This window comes from Caballeronia zhejiangensis, from assembly GCF_022879815.1.
Lineage (GTDB): Bacteria > Pseudomonadota > Gammaproteobacteria > Burkholderiales > Burkholderiaceae > Caballeronia > Caballeronia zhejiangensis.
Genome location: NZ_CP084288.1, coordinates 193,312 through 213,194, shown reverse-complemented (window position 1 = coordinate 213,194; position 19,883 = coordinate 193,312). Strand labels below are relative to the sequence as shown.

Genomic DNA, 19,883 nt, shown 5'->3' with positions numbered 1-19,883 from the left:
CTACGCGCGCAGCAGGATGCGTGCCCTTTCGGATAACATTCCTTGGTTAAGCAGGCCGGAGCGAGCGATGACAACCGCAACCGTATTCAACGAGCACGCCGATCACTGGCTCGCCGCGCGGCGCGATCCGGAGACGGGTATCGAAGGGCTGCGCGCGCATTTCAGCGGTCACGCCTACGATCCGCACGATCACGACGACATGCTGATCGGCTACACGGAACAAGGCGTGCAGCGCTTTCAGTGTCATCGGTCTTTGCATACGAGCGTGCCGGGCCGCGCGATATTGATCGAACCCGGCGCGCTGCACGACGGTCATGCGCCGGAAGCCGGCGGCTTCACCTACGCGATGCTGTACCTGCCGCAAGCATGGGTCGAACGCGCGGCGCACGAACTGAATCTTCCGGGCCTGCGCAGCGTCGAGGCGGCTTTCAGTCGAACGCTCGTCGACGATCGCCGGCTCGTCGACGTCATCCGCACGGCGTTCCACGCCATCTATCACGACGAAGGCAGGCTCGCGCGCGATCAGGCGTTCGATCGCCTGCTGACGCAACTCAGCGGCCAGTTGCGCGACGCGCCGTCGATCGGCGGCGTCACCGCGCCGCTCGCCGCCCTTCGCGCGCGCGATCTCCTGCATGAACAGATGGACGGCAACATCGGACTCGATGAGCTCGCGACCGTTGCGGGCATCGACCGGTTCCGCCTGACGCGCCTCTTCAAGCGGGCGTTCGGCACGTCGCCGCACGCGTATCTGGTGCGCTTGCGCCTGCGCGCCGCGCGTCGCTTGCTGGCGGCCGGTCATCGGCCCGCGCAGGTTGCCGCGATCGTCGGATTCTCGGATCAGAGCCACCTCGGCCGCTGGTTTCATCGCGCGTACCGGATGACACCGGCCGCGTATCGGCGGATGTGCACAAACGTTCCAGACTGAACGCCGCGAATCGCGCAACATGAATGTTCCAAGGAGGAACCTTCATGTTCGACACCAAAGTGGCGCTCATCGTGCGCGATGATCTGCCCGTCTGGCAAAAGCTCAATGTCGTCGCCTTTCTCGCGACCGGCGTCGCGGCCGCGGTGCCCGAAGCGCTCGGCGAGCCTTACGAGGACGCCGCCGGACATCGCTACGGCCGCATGCTGGGCCAGCCGATGCTCGTGTTCGCCGCCGATCTGTCCGGCCTGCAAGCCGCGCATCGACAGGCGATCACGCGCGAACTCAGAATCGTGCCGTATGTTCACGCGATGTTTTCCACCGGGCACGATGCCGCGAATCGCGAGGCATTTCGTGCCGAGGACGCGGCGAATCTCGATCTCGTCGGCCTCGCGCTGCACGGCGCCAAAAAGGCCGTCGACAAGGCGGTAAAGGGACTGGCCTTGCACGGCTGATTCGAGCCGCCTTGTCGGTCAATGCGACGACACGATGATGCTCGAAATGACGCCCGTGGCGATCGCCGCCAACACGAAGTCGCCGTTCACCTGCACCCACTGATAACCCGAGGGCGGAGCGTGCAGGTCATGCGCGCGCCAGTCCTTCACGACGTAACGCGATCCACGATACGAATCCGGCAGACGGTCGCCCGAATGCCAGTCCTGATGCGGCACCGGACGGCGCGCATCGTCGTGTCCGCGTGCTTCGGGTCCGGCGTTTCGCGGCTTGCCGGGCCCTTCCTGTTGTCGATGATCCGGGCCTGCATCCGGTCCGGCCGGTTGAGCGAACGCGGCCGTCTGTCCAAAGGTGATGACACAAAGAAGGGAAGCAATCGCAAGTCTGTTCATAGGCATCTCCATAAAACCAATGAGAGCGATGGCGCGCTCATTGATTCAATGCGATGCCTTTCGTTTCCTTACCGCAGGTCGCATCGGCGCGTGTGAATCGTTCATCGACCGAGCACCGTCACGGCGGGAAAGCGCATCAGATTTTCAACGTCCCACTCGTCGCCCAGATAGCGCGTATCCGGCAGCGCGCGAGGCGAGACGAGATCGGCGGACATGCCGCGCGCGATCAGACGTTGAAGAACGTCGTCACGCAGCCAGAACAGCGACCCGTCGTATATGGCGGGCCTGTAATCCGCCTTGAACGCGGCAAGCGAGTAGATGTCGCTGTCCCCGCTCCATACGCCATGCGTTTCGATGACTTCGGGACGTTCCGTGCTTATGTAGTCGCCCAGCTTCGCATACCCCTGACGCGTCAGCGATGGATTCGTCAGCAGCCCCAGATCCAGGATGTTCAGGCGTTCGCAGCACAATGCCGTGCCGCCGACGTCCGGCGTCAGGAACTTGAGCGTCGGCTGCCCGAGATGCTCGCGCAAGCGATCGACCGACGCGCCGGTCATCGCGAAGTTCTGTGGCGTTACGCCTCGCCAGTCGCCGGGCGATTGATTCCACACCCTCTTGCGAACCGCGCTTCCCATTGCATCCATCGAAGCCGGCAGCGCGCCGCGCATCGCCGCGCCGACGATCATCGTGTCGACGTTTTCGCGCAGCACCTTGGCGTTGAACACGAAGGTCCCGGCAAGGCACAGCAAGAGCCAGCGCAACACGCGCGGCCGACGCATGTTCGCGAAACGTTCCGCGAGCGATAGCACGAGGATCGGCAGCACCGCCACGAACATCCGGCCGGTATAGCCCCAGTTTCTTCCCGATATTAGTGCGAACACGCCAAAGGCCGCTATCAGAAGCAGCGGCATCGGATCGAGACGGCGCGCCTGACCGCCCTTCCAGCTCAGGACGATGCCAGCCAGCAGCGCGGCGTTCACGAAGAGAAAATCCTTGAGGCCGCGCAGCTTCTCCAGTAAGCCGTCCCAGCCCTTCTTGCTGTATGGCGCGTGAAGCTTGGCCAGAATGGTGTTCGGCAACAATACGCCGAAGACCCAATATCGCCAGAGCGTCATCAGCAGAAAACAAAGCATCAGGCACACGCACATTCGAAACGCGCGCGAGCGTTCCTGCGGGCAAAACACGACCATCCAGCCCAGCGCGAAACCCAGATAGAACACCGCTTCGAAGCGAGTCAGCATCAGAAGCGGCACGAGTGCATACGCGAGCGTCGATTGCGCGCGCCAGTAGAGCACGAACGCGAGCAGCAGCAACGCGAAGACCGTCATCTCCATGCCGTTGACGATCTCGGCCTGACACATCGGAAGCAGCCCGAGCAAGGACACGACGATGAGCCGATGCGTCGGGCTCGGCAATGACGGTTGAAGCGCGCGCCACATCAGCACCAGCGTAGCGCTGAGCGCGATGAACGAAAGCAGTTGCGCCGCCCTGATCGCTTCGAGAAAGCCCGGATGGAACAGCCAATGCCCGATCGCGAGCATCGCCGTCATGAGCAGCGTCGACGTACCTTCGCCCAACGGCGACACCGGGGTCAACGCAAACAATCCGTGCCGCCCGAGCGTCTGTGCATACGCGACGGTGATGGCGCCGTCGTCCCATCCGTATGGGCCGGCCAGCGCGATCGCCGTCAACGAAAGTACCGCGTACGCCACTGCGAAGAGCAACCCGGTGGCTTTCTCCTTCGCCTCGATCCTGTGCGTGACGTGTTCGGTCATAGGCAGACAGCGCTATTGCGACCGCAATCCGAACACGGCGACGCCATTCTTCGCGCCCACATACACCTTGCCGTTCGCGATCATCGGCGTGATGAACTTGTTGCCCGCACCGAACTGGTCGCGCGCGCCCGCATCGACGCTGCTGTAGAGCTGATGATTGAGATTGGTCGCGTCGTAGGCGCGCAGCACGCCGATCGACCCGTTCTCCGCCGCCCACAGAATCGCGTTCGACGTGCCGTTCGCCGAAATGCTCGGCGTCGCGCCCGGGAAGCCGAACGAGTTCAGCGTCTGACTCGACGGCGTGCGCGACAGCGCGGCGTTCGTTACCGTGAACGCCTTGATGTTGTCGCCGACCGAGCCGAAATAGACCCTGCCGTTGAAGTACGCGGGCGCGCCGAACATCGGTCCGCGTATCTGGCCGACGAGCTCCTGATAGATGTGATCCGCGTTCGAATCGAACTTGCCCATCGACCAGCGGTTGACGACATAGATCGTCGAGTTCTTGCCCGCGCCGACCGCGAGACGCCAGACCTTGCCGTTCGCATCGGTGAAATCGGGCAAGACCATCGCGCCGCCGGAACCGAGGTCTTCGTCCTCGTTCGATTGCTGCACCGTGTTCGACGGCTGGAAGTAGTCCTGCACTCTCAACGGCCCGAGGTTCAGCCGCAGGAAGCCGTTGCCGAAGTTGCCGTTGATCGGCATCTCGTGCTCGTTCTGCGTCGGATCGAAGGTGCCGTTGGCATCGAGGAAATAGATCGATTCGCCGTCCGACGCAGGGCCCGCGCCGCTCATCCAGATCGAGCCCATCTGGCCGTTCGGCGTGACGTTCAGCACGCTCGCCTGCTGCAGCGTGTTGGCGTCGTAGCCGATCACCCAGCCGGTGTACGGCATGAAATCGCAATGCGATGTCCACGCGGTATAGATGACGCCGTTCAACTGCAGCAACGCCGCGCGCTCGGCGTACTGACCCGGATCGAACGTCAGCGTGCCGTTCTGGCTGCCCGCGCCGTTGCCCGGATAGGTCGCGCGGATTTCGGTCGGACCGTTGAAGAGCTCGGCGCCCGTCGTGATATCGAGCGCGTGGATGCGCTGGTGATAGCCGCCCGACGCGTCCTTCGACATGCCGACGACATACATCGCGCCGTTCGGTCCGCGCCCGCGATCGATGACGGGCGTCGCCGTCACACCGATCGTCGGCGTGATCTGGTGGCACTTGTGATCGTCGCTCGGATTCTCGCCGCTGCCGAGCGTCGAGACTCTCCAAAGCGTCGCGCCGCTGTCGGCATCGAACGCGTAGACGCTTCCGTTCTCGGTCGCGACGTACACGACGTTGTGCGTGGCGCCCCCGATCGGAACGTTCGCGAGAAAGAGCGGCTGCGCGTCGACGGCGCCATCGACGGAATAGAAAGCCACCTTGCCGAACGTGTTCTGGTTGACGTTCGCGAGCGTGAGGGTCGTTTCGGCGAGTTGCTGTCCGGTGCGGGCGATGTCGTTGTGCCAGGTGACGACGTCCATCGCGTTGCTGGGCGACGTTGCCTTCGCCACGCTCGACGCGGCCCGGCTCGCCGCGGCCGATGTCGCATCGCCGCCGGAGTCGCCGCCACTGCACGCGGCGATGATTGCCGCGATCAGCACGGCGCCGAGTGCGGCGGCATAAGCGGAAAAACGCGCATTCATTTGCATTCTCCTTCTCCGGAAGGGGCCGGAACGGACAACGCGGTGTCGGGCGACATCGGTGCTGCAACAGAGCAATCGTGATGCCCCATAGCAGCGTGTACCCGCAAACCAGCGCATCAGCGAAGCGAGGAAGCCGTCGAGCGCCCCGAGGGACGCAATTCGGCCGCTATTGAACATCGGGAAACGGAGGGCGAGCGACGAACCTGGCTTACAAAAGAGCGCGTCAGCTTTGCTCGCGACTCGCGCGCCTTCGCGGAATGGTGACGGAGAACCAGAGCAGTCTTGTCACCGAACGTTCGGGCGTAACGGGGAAGGCTCTTTACCGACTGAAAGCTATCGCAAATCGCGGAGTGAATCAATCGCGCAGGCTTTACATTGCACTTTTCGAAATCGTGCGCGTCGTTGATGACATGTTGCCGGGGCTGTAAAAACGAATGTGGGGGAGTGCACATATCTACCTACTTATTTCGCGTCTCGAACTTTTTTTGCCGATTTGGGCTGCTAATCTTTGGGCCAATGGTCATGCAAATCGCAAGGCCGTCTGTCCGGATGTCCGACATGCAAGTCTCACCTTGAGAGCCCTCGCCGGGACCAGGAACGTGCCGATGACGACGATTTCGGAAATCCGCGAAACGATGCCCGACCGAATGACATCCGGCATGCAGGCGCCCCCGCGCTCATCGGCTCGCCGCTCGCTGCTTCGCCACATGGCCGCGCTCGCTCTGGGTGCAGTGTCGTCGCCCTCCTTCGCGCAGCATGGCGATCTCGGACTCGTCACGCCGCCAGTCCGTCTCGACGATACATGGCTCGTCGATCAGACCGGCAAGAAGCGTCTGCTCAGCGACTTGCTGCATCAGCGCGTGACTGCAGTGCAAACCGTCTATACCGGCTGCGGCACGATATGTCCCTTGCAAGGCGCGTTGTTCAACGCGGTTCAGGAACGGATACCGCAAATCCGCGCGCGTCGTCCGGTGCAATTGCTGTCGGTCGGGATCGATCCGCTTTCGGATTCGCCGTCGGCATTGCGCGCGTGGCTCGCGCGCTTTCAGGCGGGTTCCGCCTGGAATGCAGCGACGCCGGCACTCGCCGATGTCGACCGGATGCGCGTGGCGCTCTCGGGCAGCAACGCGCCTCTCGGCGACATCGCTGACCATTCCACCCAGGTCTATTGCTTCGATGCCAACGCGATGTTGCGCTGGCGAAGCGCCGATCTTCCTCGCGTCGAAGACATCTGCGATGTGCTCGGCGCGCTCGCACGTACGTAACCCGCTTCATGTACGGGGTGCAACCATGCCTGGAATCCGTTCGACGAGCCACGCGTCAAGCCTGTTCGTCCGATGCATGCGCTTCTTGCTGCTCGTCGCGTTGCCGCTGGCATTGGCGGGCATGCCGCACGCCGCGCGCGCGCAAAGCTCGGCGCCCATCACGCTGAGCGGCACCAGCCTGTGCGCCGACGTGAGCGGCGAATCGAGGGCGCCGGGCGCGCCCGTGATTACGTGGTCCTGCTGGGGCGGCGCGAATCAGCAGTGGTTTCCGTCAGCGACCGGCACGCGCTACAACCTCATCAATCAGAACAGCGGCCTGTGCATGGACGTCTCGGGCCAAAGCCAGAGTCCGGGCGGCCCCGTCATCCAGTGGACCTGCAATGGCGGCGCGAATCAGGCGTTCTCGTTGACGCCGCAAGGCGCGGGCTACGCGATCGTCGCGGGACATAGCGGCTTGTGCGTGACCGCATCGAGCACGACGTCGCAAGGCAATCAACTATCGCAGCAAGTGTGCAACGGAAGCGCGACGCAAACGTGGCAAGTGGCCGGCCTGCCGGTACAGCAAGCCGCATTGCCGTCGAAGTGGACGACGCCGTATCAGTTGCCGCTCGTCCCGCTGCAAGCCGCCAATCTGCCCAATGGAAACGTGCTCGTCTGGTCGGCCGACGCGCCGCTCGACTTCACCGACAGCGCGAATCCGCCGGCGAGAACCTACACGGCGATCTTCAATCCATCGAACGGCACGAGTTCGCAAGTGATCGTGACCAATACCGCGCACGACATGTTCTGCCCCGGCATTTCCAATCTCCCCGATGGCCGCATCTTCGTGACCGGCGGATTGAGCGTGCGGCAGACCAGCATCTATTCGCCGACGACCAACACATGGACCGCGGGCAATCAGATGAACATCCCGCGCGGCTATCAGGGCAGCGTGACGCTGAGCAACGGCAACGTGTTCGTCATGGGCGGATCGTGGAGCGGAGGGCTCGGAGGAAAGTCCGGCGAAACGTGGACCTCGGGTTCGGGCTGGCGGATCAATAGCGCGATTCTCGACGATTACATCGTCACGAACGACGCGAGAGGCGTGTTCCGCTCCGACAATCACGCGTGGATGTTCGCGGTCGGCAACGGACGCGTGTTCCATGCGGGACCGAGCAAGGCGATGCACTGGTTCGATACGGCGGGCAACGGCAACGTGAGCCCGGCCGGCAACCGTGGCAGCGACGGCGACGCGATGAACGGCAACGCGGTCATGTACGACGTCGGCAAGATTCTCGCGGTCGGTGGCGCGCCGAGCTACGATCAGTCGCCGGCCACGGCCAACGCGACGCTCATCGACATCAGCAGCGGCAACGCGACGACGCGGACCATCCCGCCGATGAGCTACCGGCGCGCGTTCAACAACAGCGTCGTGCTGCCGAACGGACAGGTCGTCGTGATCGGCGGACAGACCTTCGCCGAGCCTTTCTCGGACAACAACGCGGTCCTCACCCCGGAACTCTGGGACCCCGCGACCAACACGTTTTCCCCGCTCGCGCAGCAGGCCGTGCCGCGCACCTATCACAGCGTCGCGCTGCTGCTGAACGACGGACGCGTGCTGAGCGGCGGCGGGGGTCTGTGCGGATCATGCTCGACCAATCACACCGACATCGAGATCCTGACGCCGCCGTACCTGCTCAACTCGGACGGTTCCGCCGCGTCGCGTCCGACTCTCAGCTCCGTTCCGAGCGATGCGCAGCTCGGCACGACGATCGTGGTGACGGCCAGCCGGAGCACGCGCGCATTCGTGCTGATGCGCTCGTCTTCGGTTACGCATTCGCTGAACAACGAGCAACGACGCGTGCCGCTCACGTTCAGCGTCGGTACGGCGGGCGAATTCCAGTTGAACATTCCGTCCGATCCGGGCGTCGTCGTCCCCGGCTATTACATGCTGTTCGCGCTGAACGCCAACGGCGTGCCGAGCGTTTCGCGCGTGCTGCGCGTGCGTTGAATGGCCCGACGCCGCTTCCTCGAGGCGCGGGCCGCGGCGATGCGCGTCGCATTCGTCGCGGTCGTCGCATTCGTCGCGGTCGTGGCAATTGCGCCGCTTGCGCGCGCGCAGACCGCATGCGACCCCGCCGACATGGGCTGCGCGATCTTCAACGGACAACATCCGATGACCGCGCATCTGCGCGACGACGAGCGCCCGTTGCCTTCCTTTGCGACGCGATGCGTCAATTGCCACGTCGGCACATCGACGAAACCCGCGTTCGCGCCGCCGCTGACGCACGACGCCCTGCTCGGCGTCGCAAGCCGCCGTGGCGGGCCGCTCAGTCACTATGACGCGACGTCCTTCTGCCGCGCCGTGAAGGACGGCATCGATCCGGCGGGCGTGCTGCTGCGCAAGTCGATGCCCCACTACCGCATCGCCGATACCGAATGCCAGGCGCTTTGGCAATACGTCATGCATCGATGAGCGCGGGCGCTACGCGTTCCGGCGAGAGGTATTTATTGCCTCAACCGTCAGAAGAATCATTCCAATAAGGGCTTAACCCGCTAAAGAGCTTTCGACGAAGGTCGTAAAACATGCAAACCGTGTACAGGATTGATCATGTTTCACCTTCGCCTCAGAACCTTGATCTCGTGGTCTCGCCGGCGTTTCGCGACCACGCTGGTTCTGGCGACGCTGTCGGCGTCCGGGCTGTGCCTCGCCGCACTCGCCGCCGTTTCCATCACCGTCGATCGCGACATCGGCGAGCGGGAATTGCGCCGGGCGCTCGACGTCGGCTCGGAGCTCGAACTGCTCGTCGATCTGCATCTCGCCGCCAACACCGACTTCCTCAAGGGCGTCGGCTCGGCCACGTTCGAATCGCGCGCGTGGCCCATCGCCCGCGCGGTGATGGTGGCGCGCGCCTATAACCATCTCGATGCGCTGCTCGCCGATTCGCCCGCAGCCGCCGAAAAGCTCGCGGAACTCAGACGCCTGAGCGGCGAATGGCCCAAAGCGCTGCAGGATGCCGCGGCGAACGTCGCGCTTGCGTCGCATGGCACCGCAGTCGACTCCGGACGGTTGCTCCTCGCCAACGCGTCGCTGAAATCGATCATGGACATTCTCGCCCTGCTGCGCAGCGACGAGCGGGAGCTGATCGCCAGCATGCAGGAGAAAGCGCAATCGCAGATTCTGAAGCAGCGCATCGCGCTCATCGTGGGTCTCGCCGCCGGCATGCTGCTGCTCGCGTTCGCGGCGTCGAGCCGGCATCGCTCGGCGCTCGCGAAGAACGCGGCGCGCATCGTCGCCGATGAAGCACAGAAACGCTTCAGCCAGTACTTCGACCAGCATCCGGTCGCGATGCTGATCTTCGATGTCGGGAACGGCGCGATTCTCACCGCGAACGCGGCAGCGCAACGTCAGTACCGGGCGACGCTGGAACAGCTCAACGCGCTGACGATCTTCGATCTGCGCCCCGCCGAAGAAGTCGCGAACTTCCGGCTCGATCTCGCGGGCTACGTGCAGTCGGGAGCCGGTTCGGGCGCGGGCGGCATCCGACGTCATCGCAGGCTCGATGGCGATGTCATCTTCGTGGACGTGTCGTTTCATCTGCTTTCGTTCGGCGGTCACGAGGCGTGTTTCATCACCGCTCACGACGTCACCGCGCACGAGAACGCGAAGGAACAACTGCACCTTCGCAGCCGCGCGCTCGAAGCGACGCGCGACGCCATCGTCATTTCGCATCTCTCTTGCGGCTCGCACCGCATCACGTATGCGAACACCGCGTTCGAGCGCCTGACGGGCCGCCGCGTGGCGGATGTGCTCGGCGCACAAACGCAGGCGGCGCTCGGCTGGGATCGCGCGATGCCCGAGACCGGATCGCTGACGCACGCGATGCGCGGCAATGTCGAAGCATCGCGACTGCTGAAGATGTCGCGCAGCAACGGCTCGACGTTCTGGAGCGATACCTACGTCGGTCCGATTCTCGACGACCACGGACGCGTCACGCACAGCATCACGGTGTTGAGCGACGTGACGGAGCGCGTGCGCCATCAGGAGCAGTTGAAGCGCCAGGCGCTCGAAGATCCGCTGACCGGTCTGCCGAACCGGCTCGCGCTCGGCGAACTGTTCGACCACGCCGTGCGGATCGCGCGGCGCAACGGCGACCGGCTCGGATTCATCTTCCTCGATCTGGACAACTTCAAGGACGTCAACGACAGCCTCGGTCATGCGGCCGGCGACGATGTGCTTCGCGAAGTCTCGCGACGGCTCGAATCGAGCGTCACGCCGCCCGGTTTCGTCGCGCGTTACGCAGGCGACGAGTTCGTCGTGCTGCTGCCGGGCCGGAGCCAGGACGAATGCCTCGCCCATGCCCGGCAGATCGCGACGCTTCTCGCGCAGCCGATGAAAGCCGCCGATGCCACCGTCGTCTCCGTCGCGAGCATGGGCGTCGCGTTCTTTCCCGATCACGGCAGCGACGCCGAGACGCTGCTGCGCGCCGCCGATGCGGCGATGTATCGCTCGAAGTCGCTTCACGCCGGTTCGATACAGGTTTTCGATCCGGAGATCGCGGCGGCGGAGACGGCGCGCAGCGCCATGGTCAAGGCGCTGGGACTCGCCATCGCGAAGAACGAACTGTTCGTGCTGTATCAGCCGAAGATCTGCCTGCGCACGCGGCGGGTCGAAGGCTTCGAAGCGCTGCTCCGATGGCAGAGCAAGGAGTTCGGCCTCGTGAATCCCGCGCAGTTCATCCCGCTCGCGGAGAGCACGGGGCTCATCGTGCAGATCGGCGAATGGGTGCTGGAGCAGGCGTGCCGGCAGGCCGGCGAATGGGCGAGGCTGTCGCCGTTCGTCGTGGTGGCGGTGAATGTCTCGCCCGTGCAGTTCGAACGCAGCGACGTCCCGGCGATGGTCGCGCGCGTGCTCGAACGCTCGCGTGTCGATCCGCGCAATATCGAACTGGAGATCACCGAAAGCACGCTCATGGCGCCCGGCGCGCTGCCTTCGCTGCAAGCGCTGCGCAGGCTCGACGTGTCGATCGCCATCGACGATTTCGGCACGGGCTTTTCGAGCCTGGGCTACGTGCGCAGCTTCATGGTCGATCGGGTCAAGCTCGATATGTCGTTCGTGCGCGGCATCGGTTGCTCGCGCGCCGACGAAGTCATCGTGAAGGCGGTCATCGCCATGGGCCAGGCGCTGGACATACGCGTCGTCGCGGAAGGCGTGGAAACGGCGGATCAGCTCGATTATCTGATCGACAACGGCTGCGACGAAGTACAGGGCTTCTGGCTGGGATGCCCGATGCGACCGGAACTGGCCGAAATATCGCTGATGCAATCGGCGCTCGCGCCGAGCGTCGCCTGACGGCGTTTGCGCCGATTCCCAATGCCACGCGAATGCGCTAGATTCTCCGTCGCGAGCGCTTCGCCGAATCGTGTCAATTCAGACACATTATGTGAATGTCGATATGAATCAAAGACTTAGTTGATTTCGGCGCGCGCTGCGATTATCGTTGGGCCCTCGGCAATACTTCGCGCTGTCTCTCCTGATCGACGCCTGCAATCCGCGTCGCGACATCCTCTCGTCACGTTGTGAACCGCCCTTCGGCTCGTCCGATGCACGGCGGCGGGAACCGCATTCCCCGATCAAGCGATGAACTCCCGCGCGACGCCAGCCCTTCCACTTCCGACATGCCAGACAACGAATACGCTTTTGCCCCGCCGTTTGCCCATGCCCCGCTCGCGCGAATGCTCGCGCTCGTCGCGGCCGCCGCCTTCGCGCTGTCCGCGTGCGGCGAGAAATCCGCCGCCGCCGGCGCGCCACCCGCGGCGAATGCGCCCGAAGTCAGCGTGATGACGCTGAAGGCGCAGCGCATCGACATCGTGGACGATCTGTCCGGACGCCTCTCGTCGGTCGAAGTCGCCGACGTGCGCCCGCAAGTCGATGGCATCGTGACCAAGCGGCTTTTCGTCGAAGGCTCGACGGTCAAGGCCGGCCAGCCGCTTTATCAACTCGATGCCGCGAGCTACCAGGCCGCGTACGACACCGCGCTCGGCACGCTGCAAAAGGCGATCGCCACGTCGAAGGCCGCCGACGTCACGGCGAAGCGCTATCAGGAACTCTTCAAGATCAAGAGCGTGAGCGCGCAGGACGTGGAGAACTACGCCGCCGCCGCCGACGAGGCACGCGCCGATATCGTCACGGATCGCGGCTCGCTCGAAACCGCGCGCGTGAATCTGGCGCGCACGCGCATCGTCGCGCCGATCAGCGGCAAGATCGGCAAGTCGGCGGTGACGGTCGGCGCGCTCGTCACGTCGGGACAATCGACGGCGCTCACGACCATCCAGTCGATGGACACGCTCTACCTCGACGTCACGCGTTCCAGCACCGAAGCGCTGCGGCTCTCGAAGGCCATCGCGTCCGGCGCGCTGAAGCCCGGCACGAGCAAGGTCACGGTGCAGACCGAAGACGGCGCGACCTACGCGCATACCGGCACGCTGCTCTTCTCCGATGTCACCGTCGATCAGACCACCGGCTCGATCACGCTGCGGGCATCGATTCCGAACCCGGAGCATCAGCTTCTGCCGGGCATGTTCGTGCAGGCGCAACTCGACGAAGGCGAGCAGGACGCGATTCTCGTGCCGCAAACGCTCGTGAATCGCGGCGCGGGCGGCACCTCGACCGTGCTCGTCGTGAACGCGCAGAACGTCGTCGAAAGCCGCACCGTCACCGCCGATACGGCGCACGGCAACGACTGGATCGTGACGCGCGGCCTGCGCGCGGGCGAGCGCATCGCCACCGACAATCTGCAGGTGGTGAGCGCGGGCATGAAGGTCTCGCCCGTCGAACGCGATGCGCAAGCGCAGCTCGCCAAGGGAGACTGACGCACGATGCTCTCCCGTTTCTTCATTCACCGGCCCGTGCTCGCATGGGTCATCGCCATCGTCGTGATGCTGATCGGCGCGCTCTCGATCCGCACGCTGTCCGTCGAGCAATATCCGAACGTCGCGCCGCCGTCGATCCGCATCACCGCGACCTATCCGGGCGCATCCGCCGATACGCTCGCCACCACGGTCACGCAGGTGATCGAGCAGGACATGACGGGCATCGACAATCTGATGTACATGTCGTCGACGAGCAGTTCGGCGGGCACGGCGACCATCACGCTGACGTTCAAGTCGGGCACCAACGCGGACGTCGCCGCGATGCAGGTGCAGAACAAGGTGCAGGAAGCGAACGCATCGCTGCCGAGCGCCGTTCAGCAACAGGGCATTCAGGTCAGCAAGACCGCGGGCAACATCCTGATGGTCGTATCGGTCACGTCCACGGACGGCCGCATGAACACCGTCGATCTCGGCAATCTGCTCGCGACGCGGGTGCAGGATCCGCTCACGCAGATCAGCGGCGTCGGGCAAGTGACGCTCTTCAGCGCGCAGCACTCGATGCGCGTGTGGCTCGATCCCGTCAAGCTGCGCAGCGTCGGCCTGATGCCGAGCGATGTCACGACCGCCATCGACAGTCAGAACGCGCAGCTTTCCGTCGGGCAGATCGGCGGCGCACCGCAGACGAAGACGCAAGCCATCAACGCGACCATCGTGACGCGCGGCTTTCTCAAGACTTCGGACGAGTTCGCCAACATTCTCCTGCGCGTCAATCAGGACGGCTCGCGCGTGTATCTGAAGGATGTCGGCACGGTCGAAGTCGGCGGCGACTCCTACGACATGACGTCGCGTCTGAACGGCAAGCCCGCCGCCGCGATGGGCATCATGCTCGCAAGCGGCGCGAACGCGCTGTCGGTCGCGAAGGCCGTGCGCGCGCAACTCGCGGTGTTGCAGAAGCAGATGCCGGGCGGCGTGCAACTGAGCGTTCCGCACGACACGACGCCTTTCGTATCCGCGTCCATCTCCGAGGTCATCACGACACTCTTCGAAGCCGTCGTGCTCGTGTTCCTCGTGATGTACCTGTTCCTCGGCAACCTGCGCGCGACGCTCATTCCGACCATCGTCGTGCCGGTCGCGCTGCTCGGCACGTTCGCGCTGATCGCCGCGGTCGGCTTCACCATCAACGTGCTGTCGCTGTTCGCGCTGGTGCTGGCCATCGGTCTTCTGGTCGATGACGCGATCGTCGTGGTCGAGAACGTCGAGCGGTTGCTGAGCGAAGGCCTGTCGCCGCTCGATGCGACCATCAAGGCGATGGGCGAGATCGGCGGCGCATTGATCGGCGTCACCGCCGTGCTGACGGCCGTGTTCATTCCGATGGCGTTCATGTCGGGCTCGACGGGCGAGATCTATCGTCAGTTCTCGCTCACGATCACGTCGGCGATGGTGCTCTCCGTGCTGCTCGCGCTGACGCTCACGCCCGCGCTGTGCGCGACGCTGCTGCGCCCGGTCGATCCGCAACATCAGCGGCGCGGCTTCTTCGCGTGGTTCGAGCGCACATTCGAAGGCGGCACGCGCCGTTACGAGCGTGTAGTGACGCGCCTCGTTGCGCGCCCGCTGCGCTGGATGGCCGCGTATGCGGCGATCTGCGGCGTGGCCGCGCTGCTGTACTGGCAGCTTCCATCGTCGTTCCTGCCGGATGAGGATCAGGGCACGCTGATGACCATCGTCAATCTGCCCGCGGGCAGCTCGAGCGTGCAGGCGAACGTCGTGGAGAAGCAGGTCGAGTCGTATTTCACGGCGCTTCCCGAAGTGGAGAACGTCGTCATGCTCGATGGCTTCAGCGTGTCGGGCAGCGGACAGAACATGGCGATGGCCATGGTCAAGCTCAAGGACTGGAAGGATCGCAAGGGCAAAGGCCAGTCCGCGGCGGAGATCGTCGGCGCCGCGAACGCGCACTTTCGCAGCTTGCGCGCCGGACAGGTCTTCGTGATGAATCCGCCCGCCGTGCAAGGTCTCGGCAGTTACAGCGGTGTCGATTTCGAACTGAAGGACATGGCCGGTCTGGGTCACGATCAGCTTGTCGCCGCGAGAAACAAGCTCTTGGCTCTTGCCGCGAAGGATCCGAAGATCACCGGTATGCGTCCCGCCGGCATGGCCGACGTGCCGCAGTACGCCGTGGATATCGATTACCTGAAGGCGTCGGCGCTCGGCGTCAGCGCATCCAATATCAACGACACGCTGCAGACCGCGTTTGGCTCGACCTACGTGAACAATTACGTGGACACGGGGCGCATCCAGAAGGTCTATGTTCAGGCGCTGCCGCAATACCGCATGATGCCCGCCGATATCGGCAAATGGTTCGTGACATCGAGCAATACGACGACGAGCACGACCAGCTACGACGGCAAGATGGTGCCGTTCTCGTCGTTCGCCTCGGGCCACTGGACGACCGGTTCTCCGCAAGTCGAACGCTACAACCGCAGCCTTTCGATGGAGATGACCGCGCAAAGCCCGCAAGGCGTCAGCAGCGGCGACACGATGAACGCGATCGAAGCGCTCGTCGCGCAGTTGCCGCAAGGCATTGCGATGGAGTGGACCGGCCAGTCGTATCAGGAGAAGCTCGCGGGCTCGCAGGCGACGTATCTCTATGCGCTTTCGCTGATCGTCGTGTTCCTCTGTCTCGCGGGTCTGTACGAAAGCTGGTCCGTGCCGTTTTCGGTGATCCTCGTCGTGCCGCTCGGCATCGTCGGGGCACTGGTCGCGGCGCATCTGCGCGGCTTCACCGACGACATCTATTTCAAGGTCGGCTTGCTGACGACCATCGGACTCGCGACCAAGAACGCGATCCTGATCGTCGAGTACGCGAAGTCCCTGCACGAGCGCGGTCACAGCGTGCGTCAGGCGGCGATCGAAGCGGCGCATCTGCGCTTGCGGCCCATCGTGATGACCTCGCTCGCCTTCGGCTTCGGCGTGCTGCCGATGGCGTTCGCGAGCGGCGCGGGCGCATCGAGCCGCGAGAGTCTCGGCAACGGCGTGCTTGGCGGCGTGATTGCCGCGACGCTGCTCGCCATCGTCTTCGTGCCAGTATTTTTCGTGCTGATTCGGGGCTTCGGAAACAGGAAGAAGGAAGGAGCCGCTCATGAATAAGCGCTTCGCTGTCTGCCGCATCGTCGCGGCGACGCTGACGGTTTTCGCGCTCGGCGCGTGCACGCTCGAGCCTCACTACGAGCGGTCCGCCGCACCGATGCCCGCGTCCTATCCGCAGTACGAATCGACGAGCGCGCAACAACAGGCATCGGCTGCCGACCTGCTGTCCGACTGGCGCTCGTTCGTGCGGGATCCGTATCTGCGTCAGTTGATCGAGCTTGCGCTGACGAACAACCGCGACTTGCGGCAAGCCGCGCTGAAGGTCGCGCAATACGAGGCGGAGTATCGGATCGTGCGCGCCGAACTGGGGCCGTCGATCACGGCGACGGGCACGCATAGCGCGTCGCACCAGTCGGGCGTGACGACGAAATCCACCAGCCTCGAACTCGGCACGAGCGCGTGGGAAATCGACTTCTTCGGCCGCATCCGCAGCCTGAAGGATCAGGCGCTGGAGCAGTATCTGTCGACGGACGCGGCGCGCCGCAGCACGCAGATCAGCCTCATCTCGACCACGGCGGGCGACTATCTGACATGGCTCGCGGATCGCGCCCTGCTCGACGTGACGGAACGCACGGTGGCTTCGTATCGCGACACCTACGAGACGACGCTGCGCGCGGCCAATCTCGGCAGCGGCTCGATGGAAGACGTGCAGTCCGCGCGCACATCGCTGACGAGCGCAATGGCGAATCTCGCCGCGTATCGACGCGCGGTGGAGCAGGATCGCAACAACCTGATCGCGGTGATCGGCTGCCCGTTGCCCGACGGCTTCCCCGACGATCGCGCCTTGCCCGACGAACCGCTGTTCGCCGCGGTGCCCGAGGGCCTGCCTTCGACGCTCTTGACGGAGCGGCCCGACATCATCGAGGCGGAACATGCGCTGAAGTCCGCGAACGCGTATATCGGTGCGGCGCGCGCGGCGTTCTTCCCGACCGTCTCGCTGACCGCGACGGGCGGCGTCGCGAGCAACGGGCTGTCGTCGCTCTTCAAGGCGGGTTCGGGCGCGTGGGCGTTCGAGCCGTCGATCAGCGTGCCGATCTTCCAGTTCGGCAGTCTGCGCGCCTCGCTCGACTCCGCGACGATCTCGAAGAACATCTACGTCGCGGCGTACGAAGGCACGATCCAGACCGCCTTCAAGGAGGTGTCGAACGCGCTCGCGGCGCGCGCCACGTATGTCGATCAGACCGCCGCGGACCTTCAGTATGTCGATGCCGCGCAGCAGTACTACGACATCGCCAATGCGCGCTATCGCGGCGGCCTGGACAGCTTCCTCACTTTGCTCACGGCGCAGCGCACGCTGTTCAGCGCGCAGACCCAGCTCGTGACCGACCGCGCCGCGCAACAGACCAACATGGTGACGCTCTACACGGCGCTGGGCGGCGGCTGGCGCAAGGATGCGCAAGTGCAGGAGACGGCGGCGAAATAGTCAGAACGCGCTTCATTCGTGCTGCGAGGGCCGTCGCCTGTCGCGCTCGGCTATATCGCGACGCAGTTCTCGTTCGGCGTGAGCTTTCTGCTCGTCGGCGCGGTGTTCATTCCGAGCGGCATCGGCACGTTGTTCATTCCGGAACGTCTGTACGACACGAGCGATTCCGGCCCATCGACGCCCGCGCGATCACGCCGATGACGGCGCCGTCGCGCAACCGCTCATCGCGCGCTGATCGTCGTCGGCGCTGACGGGCGCGAGCGCCATCAGCCGCGCGAGCACCGGCCAGCGCGTCACCGCCGCGCGCAATTCCTCGTCGGCTTCGGCATCGAAATAGCGCGCGGCGTCGAGACCGGCGACGCGCTCCGCAAGCGCGACGACATCATGCCGGTCGCGCGCTTCCTTGTTCAGCGTGTTCATTTCTGATCCACCCATACGCCGTCCGGCGTCTTCACGACATAGCCCGTCGCGGTCTTCATCGTGACGGTGCCTTCGTTCTCGCCGATCATCGGCGTCTGCGGCAGATTGGCCGCGTATTGCGACAGCGTGACGCCCGCCTTGAACGGACTGTTCGACACGAGGTTCGACAGCAATTGCGCGATGGCGAGATGCCCGGTCGGCTGATCGATGACGGTCGTCGCGCCGTGATTGCCCGTGAAGCCGACGAGCCGCACGCCCACCGGCCCGTGGATCACGCTCGGCGTCGGAATCTCGCGCAGGCCCGCGACCTGATTGGCGTCGCCGCGCAGCGCCGCGCCGTGCTCGGGCACGAACACGATCACCGCGCGCCGCCCCGATTGCTGGATCAGATCGGCGAACTTGTCGAAATCGCTCATCAGCTTCGCCACGCGCAGCGGATACGACTCGAGGCTCGTCATCTTGTTGTTCGGCAGGCGGTTGCCGTCGTGCAGGCTGATCGTGTTGTAGTACAGCGCGACCGGTCCCGGCTCCCGCGCGCGCTCTGCGTACCAGTTCGCGAGCGTGCCGTAATCGTCCATGATCGGCGAGCCGTCGAACGCGTGCATCGCGACGGGCGCGGCCGTGTTCGGCACGAAAGGCACGTTCGGCACGCCGATGTTCTCCTTCACGAGCTGCGTGAAGTTGTCGAAGTGGCCGTCGTGATTGAACGTGACCTGCGGCGTGTAGCCGGCCTGCGCAAGATCGGCCATCAGATGACACTGCGCGGGCGCATCCTTGTACAGATCGGCGTGCGCTTCCTGTCCGCACGACGCGCGCAGCACGCGAATCGCCGCCGGGCCGCTGTAGCTCGCCGCCGTGCTGAAGTTCGTGAACAGATAGTCGAAGTGCGACAGGAACGGATGATTGCGCTCCTTCGATACATCGAGGTCGTCCCACGACAGCGAGCAGATGTGCAGCACGATCACGTCGAACTGCTCTTTCGGATCGCTCGACAGATGACCGAAGCTCACCTGTCGCTGCGACTCCTTCGCCCTGAATGCCGCGAGCGTCGCGTTGTAATCCAGGGGGTCCGCGGATTGACGGTTAGTTGCGGCAACGGCATTGCCCTGCGGCTTCGCCTCGATGCGCGCGAGCACCGCATTCGCGCCCTGCCACACCGGCAGCGCGACGAGCGCGATCATCACGAAGGTCGCGACGCGCAGCCAGCGATTGACGACGAGATACGCGACGAGCAGACCGAGCGCGACGGCGAGCAGCATCGGCGGAAGAAAGCGCGGCAGCAACTCGAGCCAGTAGCCGAAGCTGAAGGTCGTGAGATTGCCGAATTCCTCGACGATGCGGCCGAACGGCGGCACGTTCGCCTCGCGATACATCAGCGGCAAACCGATGCCGAGCCCGGCGACGAACCGCACCGCCCGCCAGATGCGCGAGCGCAGCGGCGAGCTCGCGGCGAGCGCCACCGCGAACGCGATGTTCGCGAGCCATATCGGCTTCAGATGCCCCGTCGAAAAGAGCGCGATCTTGATGATGAAATACAGGTTCCAGAAGGTCATCTTCGTT

At 64.5% G+C, this 19,883-nt stretch carries 15 protein-coding genes; 10 read left to right on the top strand and 5 right to left on the bottom strand.

Annotated features, from left to right (window positions below):
• Nucleotides 1–67: 67 nt before the first annotated feature.
• Entirely contained in the window at nucleotides 68–925 is an 858-nt protein-coding gene (locus tag LDZ23_RS33770) for an AraC family transcriptional regulator (RefSeq protein ID WP_008345768.1), read from the top strand.
• Between the two features lie 44 nt (nucleotides 926–969).
• Nucleotides 970–1,377 (top strand): PTH2-like family protein, encoded by a 408-nt coding sequence (locus LDZ23_RS33765; protein WP_008345769.1) that lies wholly within the window; start codon nucleotides 970–972, stop codon nucleotides 1,375–1,377.
• A gap of 18 nt (nucleotides 1,378–1,395) precedes the next feature.
• Here the strand turns inward: LDZ23_RS33765 and LDZ23_RS33760 are convergent, their stop codons facing one another.
• The 3 genes from LDZ23_RS33760 to LDZ23_RS33750 form a co-directional block, all read right to left on the bottom strand.
• Nucleotides 1,396–1,767, bottom strand: coding sequence for an RcnB family protein (locus tag LDZ23_RS33760; RefSeq protein WP_008345771.1), 372 nt, complete (start codon nucleotides 1,765–1,767; stop codon nucleotides 1,396–1,398).
• 101 nt (nucleotides 1,768–1,868) lie between these two features.
• Entirely contained in the window at nucleotides 1,869–3,542 is a 1,674-nt protein-coding gene (locus tag LDZ23_RS33755; RefSeq protein WP_008345772.1) for a hypothetical protein, read from the bottom strand.
• 12 nt (nucleotides 3,543–3,554) lie between these two features.
• On the bottom strand, nucleotides 3,555–5,219 hold the full coding sequence (locus LDZ23_RS33750; protein WP_008345774.1) for a BamB-related PQQ repeat family beta-propellar protein: 1,665 nt from the start codon (nucleotides 5,217–5,219) through the stop codon (nucleotides 3,555–3,557).
• A gap of 605 nt (nucleotides 5,220–5,824) precedes the next feature.
• Here LDZ23_RS33750 and LDZ23_RS33745 point away from each other — a divergent pair.
• The 8 genes from LDZ23_RS33745 to LDZ23_RS33710 all read left to right on the top strand — a co-directional run bounded on the left by LDZ23_RS33745 (nucleotide 5,825) and on the right by LDZ23_RS33710 (nucleotide 18,104).
• Nucleotides 5,825–6,484 carry an SCO family protein gene (locus tag LDZ23_RS33745; protein WP_008345776.1) on the top strand — a complete coding sequence of 220 codons (660 nt, stop codon included), beginning with the start codon at nucleotides 5,825–5,827 and terminating at the stop codon, nucleotides 6,482–6,484.
• A 25-nt stretch (nucleotides 6,485–6,509) separates the two neighbouring features.
• The gene (locus tag LDZ23_RS33740; RefSeq protein ID WP_033535643.1) at nucleotides 6,510–8,474 is read left to right on the top strand and encodes an RICIN domain-containing protein; all 1,965 of its coding nucleotides are present in this window, start codon (nucleotides 6,510–6,512) and stop codon (nucleotides 8,472–8,474) included.
• On the top strand, nucleotides 8,475–8,939 hold the full coding sequence (locus LDZ23_RS33735) for a hypothetical protein (protein WP_051996442.1): 465 nt from the start codon (nucleotides 8,475–8,477) through the stop codon (nucleotides 8,937–8,939).
• Nucleotides 8,940–9,074: 135 nt separating this feature from the next.
• Nucleotides 9,075–11,816 carry an EAL domain-containing protein gene (locus LDZ23_RS33730; protein WP_008345781.1) on the top strand — a complete coding sequence of 914 codons (2,742 nt, stop codon included), beginning with the start codon at nucleotides 9,075–9,077 and terminating at the stop codon, nucleotides 11,814–11,816.
• A gap of 326 nt (nucleotides 11,817–12,142) precedes the next feature.
• On the top strand, nucleotides 12,143–13,336 hold the full coding sequence (locus tag LDZ23_RS33725; RefSeq protein ID WP_033535642.1) for an efflux RND transporter periplasmic adaptor subunit: 1,194 nt from the start codon (nucleotides 12,143–12,145) through the stop codon (nucleotides 13,334–13,336).
• A gap of 6 nt (nucleotides 13,337–13,342) precedes the next feature.
• Complete coding sequence (locus LDZ23_RS33720; protein ID WP_008345784.1) at nucleotides 13,343–16,480, top strand: efflux RND transporter permease subunit; 3,138 nt, start codon at nucleotides 13,343–13,345, stop codon at nucleotides 16,478–16,480.
• A complete protein-coding gene (locus LDZ23_RS33715) occupies nucleotides 16,473–17,903 on the top strand; it encodes an efflux transporter outer membrane subunit (protein ID WP_008345786.1) in 1,431 nt (476 codons plus the stop codon). Before LDZ23_RS33720 ends, LDZ23_RS33715 begins: the two co-directional genes overlap by 8 nt.
• 18 nt (nucleotides 17,904–17,921) lie before the next feature.
• Nucleotides 17,922–18,104, top strand: coding sequence for a hypothetical protein (locus tag LDZ23_RS33710; protein ID WP_008345788.1), 183 nt, complete (start codon nucleotides 17,922–17,924; stop codon nucleotides 18,102–18,104).
• On the opposite strand, the gene LDZ23_RS33705 is transcribed toward LDZ23_RS33710, so the two are convergent.
• Together LDZ23_RS33705 and bcsG are read right to left on the bottom strand one after the other, a co-directional pair.
• Nucleotides 18,093–18,323: a hypothetical protein gene (locus LDZ23_RS33705; protein WP_008345789.1), complete on the bottom strand. Its 231-nt coding sequence runs from the start codon at nucleotides 18,321–18,323 to the stop codon at nucleotides 18,093–18,095. The genes LDZ23_RS33710 and LDZ23_RS33705 overlap by 12 nt on opposite strands.
• Nucleotides 18,320–19,876 carry a cellulose biosynthesis protein BcsG gene (gene bcsG, locus LDZ23_RS33700; RefSeq protein ID WP_008345791.1) on the bottom strand — a complete coding sequence of 519 codons (1,557 nt, stop codon included), beginning with the start codon at nucleotides 19,874–19,876 and terminating at the stop codon, nucleotides 18,320–18,322. The genes LDZ23_RS33705 and bcsG overlap by 4 nt, the downstream gene beginning before the upstream one ends.
• Nucleotides 19,877–19,883 lie beyond the last annotated feature (7 nt).

Excerpts from the sequence above, each read along its gene's own strand:
- LDZ23_RS33765 (WP_008345769.1), top strand. The coding sequence starts at position 970 with ATGTTCGACACCAAAGTGGCGCTCATCGTGCGCGATGATCTGCCCGTC.
- LDZ23_RS33750 (WP_008345774.1), bottom strand. The coding sequence starts at position 5,219 with ATGAATGCGCGTTTTTCCGCTTATGCCGCCGCACTCGGCGCCGTGCTG.
- bcsG (WP_008345791.1), bottom strand. The coding sequence starts at position 19,876 with ATGACCTTCTGGAACCTGTATTTCATCATCAAGATCGCGCTCTTTTCG.
- LDZ23_RS33705 (WP_008345789.1), bottom strand. The coding sequence starts at position 18,323 with ATGAACACGCTGAACAAGGAAGCGCGCGACCGGCATGATGTCGTCGCG.
- LDZ23_RS33715 (WP_008345786.1), top strand. The coding sequence starts at position 16,473 with ATGAATAAGCGCTTCGCTGTCTGCCGCATCGTCGCGGCGACGCTGACG.
- LDZ23_RS33735 (WP_051996442.1), top strand. The coding sequence starts at position 8,475 with ATGGCCCGACGCCGCTTCCTCGAGGCGCGGGCCGCGGCGATGCGCGTC.
- LDZ23_RS33745 (WP_008345776.1), top strand. The coding sequence starts at position 5,825 with ATGACGACGATTTCGGAAATCCGCGAAACGATGCCCGACCGAATGACA.
- LDZ23_RS33725 (WP_033535642.1), top strand. The coding sequence starts at position 12,143 with ATGCCAGACAACGAATACGCTTTTGCCCCGCCGTTTGCCCATGCCCCG.
- LDZ23_RS33740 (WP_033535643.1), top strand. The coding sequence starts at position 6,510 with ATGCCTGGAATCCGTTCGACGAGCCACGCGTCAAGCCTGTTCGTCCGA.
- LDZ23_RS33760 (WP_008345771.1), bottom strand. The coding sequence starts at position 1,767 with ATGAACAGACTTGCGATTGCTTCCCTTCTTTGTGTCATCACCTTTGGA.
- LDZ23_RS33720 (WP_008345784.1), top strand. The coding sequence starts at position 13,343 with ATGCTCTCCCGTTTCTTCATTCACCGGCCCGTGCTCGCATGGGTCATC.
- LDZ23_RS33755 (WP_008345772.1), bottom strand. The coding sequence starts at position 3,542 with ATGACCGAACACGTCACGCACAGGATCGAGGCGAAGGAGAAAGCCACC.
- LDZ23_RS33770 (WP_008345768.1), top strand. The coding sequence starts at position 68 with ATGACAACCGCAACCGTATTCAACGAGCACGCCGATCACTGGCTCGCC.
- LDZ23_RS33730 (WP_008345781.1), top strand. The coding sequence starts at position 9,075 with ATGTTTCACCTTCGCCTCAGAACCTTGATCTCGTGGTCTCGCCGGCGT.